Raw genomic sequence first — 7500 nt, forward strand, 5'->3', positions numbered from 1 at the left:
TTGGAAAATATCTCTGATTTATGGAATAGTGCCTTAAAAGAATTAGAAAAAAAGGTAAGCAAGCCTAGTTATGAGACATGGTTAAAATCCACAACGGCTCATAACTTGAAGAAAGACGTATTAACGATTACAGCTCCGAATGAATTTGCTCGTGACTGGCTAGAATCTCATTACTCCGAACTAATTTCAGAAACACTATACGATTTAACAGGGGCAAAATTAGCAATTCGCTTTATTATTCCCCAAAGTCAAGCTGAAGAGGACATTGATCTGCCTCCAGTTAAGCCGAATCCAGCACAAGATGATTCAGCTCATTTACCACAGAGCATGTTAAATCCAAAATATACATTCGATACATTTGTTATTGGCTCTGGTAACCGTTTTGCCCATGCAGCTTCATTAGCTGTAGCTGAGGCGCCAGCTAAAGCGTATAATCCACTCTTTATTTACGGAGGAGTTGGACTTGGAAAGACACATTTAATGCATGCAATTGGTCATTATGTAATTGAACATAATCCAAATGCAAAAGTTGTATATTTATCATCAGAAAAATTTACAAATGAATTTATTAACTCTATTCGTGATAATAAAGCTGTTGATTTTCGTAATAAATATCGCAACGTAGATGTTTTATTGATAGATGATATTCAATTTCTTGCTGGAAAAGAACAGACTCAAGAAGAGTTTTTCCATACATTTAATGCATTACACGAAGAAAGTAAACAAATTGTAATTTCTAGTGACCGACCACCAAAAGAAATTCCAACTTTAGAAGATCGTCTTCGTTCCCGCTTTGAATGGGGACTTATTACAGACATTACGCCACCAGATTTAGAGACACGAATTGCGATTTTACGCAAAAAAGCAAAAGCTGAAGGGCTTGATATACCAAATGAAGTTATGCTTTATATCGCAAATCAAATTGATTCAAATATTCGTGAATTAGAAGGTGCACTTATCCGAGTTGTAGCTTATTCATCTTTAATTAATAAAGATATTAATGCTGATTTAGCAGCTGAAGCACTTAAAGATATTATTCCAAATTCTAAGCCGAAAATTATCTCTATTTATGATATTCAAAAAGCTGTCGGGGACGTTTATCAAGTGAAATTAGAAGATTTTAAAGCGAAAAAACGTACAAAATCAGTTGCGTTTCCTCGCCAAATTGCAATGTATTTATCGCGCGAGCTTACAGATTCCTCTTTACCAAAAATAGGTGAAGAATTTGGTGGACGTGATCATACAACAGTTATCCATGCCCATGAAAAAATCTCTAAACTACTAAAAACCGATACGCAATTACAAAAGCAAGTTGAAGAAATTAATGGTATTTTAAAGTAGTAGCTGAATAGTGTGAATAACTTACCTTGTTTTACGCACAGTCTATCCACATGTAGATAGACTGTTTTTACATCCTTTAGCGGGGTTATCCACATATCCACAAGCCCTATTACTATTACTACTATTTTTTATCTTTATTAATTAAATAAAATCTTATACTTACCGGAGGTTTTTCTTTATGCGTTTTACAATACAAAAAGACTATCTTGTAAGAGGTGTACAAGATGTAATGAAGGCAGTTTCTTCTCGTACAACAATCCCAATTCTTACGGGAATTAAAGTTGTAGCAACTGAAGAAGGAGTTACATTAACAGGAAGCGATGCTGATATTTCTATTGAATCGTTTATTCCAGTCGAAGAAGATGGAAAAGAAATCGTAGAAATAGCTCAATCAGGAAGCATTGTTTTACAGGCAAAATATTTTAGTGAGATTGTAAAAAAACTACCTAAAGACACTGTCGAAATTTCTGTAGAAAATCATTTTATGACAAAAATAAAATCTGGAAAATCAGAGTTTAACTTAAATGGTTTAGATTCTGCAGAATATCCGTTATTGCCACAGATTGAAGAACATCATGTATTTAAGATACCAACAGATTTACTTAAACATATGATCAGACAAACTGTATTTGCAGTTTCTACTTCTGAAACAAGACCAATCTTGACAGGTGTAAACTGGAAGGTATATAACAGCGAGTTAACTTGTATTGCAACAGATAGTCATAGGCTGGCACTTCGAAAAGCAAAAATTGAAGGACATAATATTGCAGATGAATTCCAAGCTAATGTTGTTATCCCAGGTAAGAGCTTAAATGAATTAAGTAAAATTTTAGATGAGTCTGAAGAAATGGTAGATATCGTTATTACGGAGTATCAAGTATTATTCCGTACAAAACATTTATTATTCTTCTCAAGATTGTTAGAAGGGAATTATCCTGATACGACACGTTTAATTCCGGCAGAGAGTAAAACGGATATTTTTGTGAATACAAAAGAATTCCTACAAGCAATTGATCGCGCTTCACTATTAGCAAGAGATGGCCGCAATAACGTTGTTAAATTATCAACTTTAGAGCAAGAAATGCTAGAGATTTCTTCGAATTCACCAGAAATCGGAAAAGTTGTCGAAGAAGTACAATGCGAAAAAGTAGATGGAGAAGAGTTAAAAATATCTTTTAGTGCAAAATATATGATGGATGCATTGAAAGCTTTGGATAGTACAGAGATTAAAGTTAGCTTTACTGGGGCGATGAGACCGTTCTTAATTCGTACAGTAAATGATGATTCAATTATTCAATTAATTTTACCGGTTCGTACTTACTAGGTAAGGAATAAGGGTTGCTAGTTTAAAGATGCTAGTGGCCCTTATTTGATTTTTGGGTATTACTTTCCTAATGCTAGTTTATTTAGTACAATGAAAGAATGAACACTTTCAGAAAGTGAGCGATTTTATGAAACGTATTAAAATTTCAACAGAGTATATTACACTAGGACAATTTTTAAAGTTAGCTGATGTAATTGATACAGGTGGCGCTGTAAAATGGTTTTTACAAGAATATGAAGTGTACGTGAACAACGAACTTGAAAATAGAAGAGGTCGCAAACTATATGCGAATGATGTTATTGAAATTCCAGGAAGCGGAACTTTCCAAGTTCAGGCATAAAGGGGGAGCCCTTTGTTTATTTCAGAAATACAATTAAAAAACTATCGCAATTATGAAAAATTAGAGCTTTCCTTTGAAGATAAGGTAAATGTAATTATCGGCGAAAATGCGCAAGGGAAAACAAATTTGATGGAAGCTATTTATGTTTTAGCGATGGCGAAATCTCATAGAACCTCTAATGATCGCGAACTTATCCGCTGGGATGAAGATTTTGGTCAAATAAAAGGGAAATTACAAAAAAGAAACAGTTCTTTGTCTTTGGAATTAAATATTTCGAAAAAAGGTAAAAAGGCAAAATTAAATCAACTTGAACAACAAAAGTTAAGTCAATATATTGGCGTGATGAACGTTGTCATGTTTGCCCCAGAAGATTTAAATCTTGTAAAAGGAAGCCCTCAAGTAAGAAGACGCTTTTTAGATATGGAATTAGGACAAATAGCTCCTGTATATTTGTATGAATTAAGTCAATATCAAAAGGTGCTCACGCAACGAAATCACTTGTTGAAAAAAATGCAAGGGAATAGTAAGAATGAGGAAACGATGTTGGATGTATTTACACTTCAACTAATTGAGCATGGTGCGAAAATACTGCAAAAACGTTTTGAATTTTTGCATTTGCTACAGGAATGGGCAGCTCCAATTCATCGAGGTATAAGCCGTGGATTAGAAGAGTTAGAAATTGTCTATAAACCAAGTGTAGATGTATCAGAATCAATGGATTTGTCGAAAATAAAAGAAGTATACTATGAAAGTTTTCAATCTGTGAAACAACGTGAAATTTTCCGTGGTACGACTTTAATTGGTCCTCATCGTGACGATTTACAATTCTTCGTTAATAGTAAAAATGTTCAAGTCTTTGGTTCGCAAGGACAACAACGAACGACCGCACTATCCCTAAAATTAGCTGAAATTGAATTGATTTATTCAGAGGTTAAAGAATATCCAATCCTTTTGTTGGATGATGTTTTATCAGAATTAGATGATTATCGTCAATCACATCTTTTAAATACAATTCAAGGAAAAGTGCAAACATTTGTTACAACGACGAGTGTCGACGGAATTGAACACGAAACATTAAAAGAAGCGAAAACAATTCATGTAACGAACGGCACTGTAGATTGTGAAATAGATAGGGAATAACCCCTGTTTAAATGGAAAAGTAGGTGATCTTTGTGTCAATGGAACAAAAGCAAATGCAAGAAAATGCATATGATGAAAGTCAGATACAGGTGCTTGAAGGACTAGAGGCAGTTCGGAAACGCCCTGGTATGTATATTGGATCTACAAGTGGAAAAGGGCTTCACCATCTTGTTTGGGAAATCGTAGATAATAGTATTGATGAAGCACTTGCAGGTTATTGTGATGAAATTAATGTTAGTATCGAAGAAGATAATAGTATTCGTGTAACGGATAATGGGCGTGGTATTCCAGTTGGTATACAAGAAAAAATGGGACGTCCAGCTGTAGAAGTTATTATGACTGTTCTCCACGCCGGTGGTAAATTTGGCGGTGGCGGTTATAAAGTTTCTGGTGGTTTACATGGTGTTGGGGCATCGGTTGTAAATGCTCTATCAACAGAATTAGAAGTATTTGTACATCGTGAAGGTAAAATCCATTACCAAAAATACGAAAGAGGTATTCCGGTTGCGGATTTAAAAGTCATTGGTGACACCGGTCAAACAGGAACAATAACTCGATTTAAACCAGATCCGGAAATTTTCCAAGAAACAACAGTATACGATTTTGATACGCTAGCAACTCGTATGCGTGAATTAGCGTTTTTAAATCGTAATATTAAATTAACAATTGAAGATAAACGTGAACATAAGCAAAAGAAAGAATTCCATTACGAAGGTGGAATTAAATCATACGTTGAGCATTTAAATCGCTCAAAACAACCGATTCATGAAGAGCCTGTGTACGTAGAAGGTTCAAAAGATGGTATTCAGGTTGAGGTTTCTCTTCAATATAACGAAGGATACACAAATAATATTTACTCATTTACGAATAACATCCATACGTATGAAGGTGGTACACATGAGGTAGGTTTTAAAACAGCTTTAACTCGTGTAATCAACGACTATGGTCGTAAAAATAGCATTTTAAAAGATGCGGACAGTAATTTAACTGGTGAGGATGTTCGTGAAGGTTTAACAGCAATTGTATCAATCAAGCATCCAAATCCACAATTTGAAGGACAAACGAAGACAAAACTTGGGAATAGTGAAGCGAGAACAATTACAGAGTCTGTATTCTCAGAGGCATTTGAAAAGTTCTTACTAGAAAATCCTAATGTAGCGCGAAAAATTGTAGAAAAAGGTACGATGGCTGCACGTGCACGTGTAGCTGCGAAAAAAGCGCGTGAATTGACACGTCGAAAGAGTGCGTTAGAAGTTTCAAGTTTACCTGGTAAATTAGCTGATTGCTCTTCGAAAGATCCAGCAATTAGTGAAATTTACATCGTAGAGGGTGACTCTGCGGGTGGATCTGCAAAACAAGGACGCGATCGTCATTTCCAAGCAATTTTACCGCTGAAGGGTAAAATTATTAATGTGGAAAAGGCGCGCTTAGATAAGATTTTATCAAATGATGAAGTTCGTACAATTATTACGGCAATCGGTACAAATATTGGTGGAGACTTCGATATTGAAAAAGCACGCTATCATAAAGTTATTATTATGACCGATGCCGATGTTGATGGTGCACATATTCGTACCCTATTATTAACGTTCTTCTATCGTTATATGCGTCAAATAATTGAGTGTGGTTATATCTATATTGCACAGCCGCCATTGTTTAAAATACAACAAGGTAAAAAAATTCAATATGCTTACAACGATAAGGAACTTGAAAAAATCTTAGCTGAGCTACCAGCCCAGCCGAAACCAGGAATTCAACGTTATAAAGGTCTTGGGGAGATGAATCCAACTCAGCTATGGGAGACGACAATGGATCCAGAAGTACGTTCGTTACTTCAAGTTTCTCTTCAAGATGCAATAGAAGCAGACGAAACGTTTGAAATTTTAATGGGTGATAAAGTAGAACCGCGTCGTAACTTTATCCAAGAGAATGCAAAATACGTGAAGAACCTTGATATTTAAATGAGTAATGACAGGAATCTAAGTATTCCTGTCTTCTACATATAAATCAATGTATGTGTAACGGAAATGTAAGAGGAGGTGCTCGTTGATGTCAGACAATCAACAACAAGCACGAATTCGAGAAATTAATATTAGTCATGAAATGCGTACCTCATTTTTAGATTACGCAATGAGTGTTATCGTATCTCGTGCATTACCAGATGTTCGTGATGGATTAAAACCTGTGCATCGTAGGGTTTTATATGCGATGAATGATTTAGGAATTACAGCTGATAAAGCGTATAAGAAATCAGCACGTATTGTCGGTGAAGTAATTGGTAAGTATCACCCTCATGGTGATTCAGCCGTTTATGAAACAATGGTACGTATGGCGCAAGATTTTAGTCAACGTTATATGCTTGTAGATGGGCATGGTAACTTCGGTTCTGTAGATGGAGATTCAGCAGCAGCAATGCGTTATACAGAGGCAAGAATGTCTAAGATTTCTATGGAATTAATACGTGATATTTCAAAAAATACAATTGATTATCAAGATAACTATGATGGTTCCGAAAGAGAACCGATAGTACTACCAGCGCGTTTCCCTAATTTATTAGTAAACGGTACAACAGGTATTGCTGTTGGTATGGCAACAAATATACCGCCACATCAGCTTGGCGAAGTAATTGATGGTGTGCTGGCATTAAGTCATAATCCTGATATTACTATCGCAGAATTGATGGAATATATTCCTGGTCCAGACTTTCCGACGGCAGGTTTAATTTTAGGAAGAAGTGGAATTCGAAGAGCTTATGAAACAGGTCGCGGTTCCATTATGCTTCGTGCTAAGGTTGAAATTGAAGAGAAGTCAAACGGTAAACAATCTATTATCGTAACTGAACTACCTTATCAAGTTAATAAGGCGCGATTAATTGAAAAAATCGCAGAATTAGTTCGCGATAAGAAAATTGAAGGTATTACAGATTTACGTGATGAATCAGATCGTAATGGTATGCGTATTGTCATGGAAGTACGTCGTGATGCTAATGCAAACGTACTATTAAACAATCTATATAAACATACAGCGCTTCAAACAAGTTTCGGTATTAATATGTTGTCTCTTGTAAATGGGGAGCCACAAGTACTAAATTTAAAACAAAATCTATATCATTATTTAGAGCATCAGAAGGTAGTAATTCGTAGACGTACTGCTTATGAATTAGAAAAAGCAGAAGCACGTGCTCATATTTTAGAAGGATTACGAATTGCTTTAGATCATCTTGATGAAGTTATTACGTTAATTCGTAGTTCAAAAACGGCAGATATTGCAAAGCAAGGCTTAATGGAACGTTTTGGTTTAAGTGAGAAACAAGCGCAAGCGATTTTAGATATGCGTCTGCAACGCTTAACTGGAT

General features: G+C 35.4%; 6 protein-coding genes (1 of these 6 only partly in view). All 6 read left to right on the forward strand.

Going from position 1 to position 7500, the window contains the following annotated elements:
• On the forward strand, positions 1-1341 hold the full coding sequence (gene dnaA, locus GD442_RS00005; protein WP_000428017.1) for a chromosomal replication initiator protein DnaA: 1341 nt from the start codon (positions 1-3) through the stop codon (positions 1339-1341).
• A gap of 178 nt (positions 1342-1519) precedes the next feature.
• Positions 1520-2665 (forward strand): DNA polymerase III subunit beta, encoded by a 1146-nt coding sequence (gene dnaN, locus GD442_RS00010; RefSeq protein WP_001212884.1) that lies wholly within the window; start codon positions 1520-1522, stop codon positions 2663-2665.
• Between the two features lie 127 nt (positions 2666-2792).
• On the forward strand, positions 2793-3005 hold the full coding sequence (gene yaaA, locus GD442_RS00015; protein WP_000821364.1) for a S4 domain-containing protein YaaA: 213 nt from the start codon (positions 2793-2795) through the stop codon (positions 3003-3005).
• A gap of 12 nt (positions 3006-3017) precedes the next feature.
• Positions 3018-4145 (forward strand): DNA replication/repair protein RecF, encoded by a 1128-nt coding sequence (recF, locus tag GD442_RS00020; protein WP_000470745.1) that lies wholly within the window; start codon positions 3018-3020, stop codon positions 4143-4145.
• Between the two features lie 38 nt (positions 4146-4183).
• Positions 4184-6106, forward strand: coding sequence for a DNA topoisomerase (ATP-hydrolyzing) subunit B (gene gyrB, locus GD442_RS00025; RefSeq protein WP_159365026.1), 1923 nt, complete (start codon positions 4184-4186; stop codon positions 6104-6106).
• Positions 6107-6194: 88 nt separating this feature from the next.
• A protein-coding gene (gene gyrA, locus GD442_RS00030) for a DNA gyrase subunit A (protein ID WP_001282864.1) crosses the window boundary here: on the forward strand, positions 6195-7500 show its 5' portion. The gene runs 1166 nt beyond the window's last position; only the first 1306 of its 2472 coding nucleotides appear in the window; the start codon lies at positions 6195-6197; its stop codon lies off the right edge, out of view.

Origin of the sequence: Bacillus sp. A260 (assembly GCF_009861435.1) — a bacterium.
Lineage (GTDB): Bacteria > Bacillota > Bacilli > Bacillales > Bacillaceae_G > Bacillus_A > Bacillus_A cereus.

What these genes read in the sequence shown, in the direction of transcription:
- dnaN (WP_001212884.1), top strand. Translation starts at nt 1,520, where the DNA reads ATGCGTTTTACAATACAAAAAGACTATCTTGTAAGAGGTGTACAAGAT.
- yaaA (WP_000821364.1), top strand. Translation starts at nt 2,793, where the DNA reads ATGAAACGTATTAAAATTTCAACAGAGTATATTACACTAGGACAATTT.
- gyrB (WP_159365026.1), top strand. Translation starts at nt 4,184, where the DNA reads ATGGAACAAAAGCAAATGCAAGAAAATGCATATGATGAAAGTCAGATA.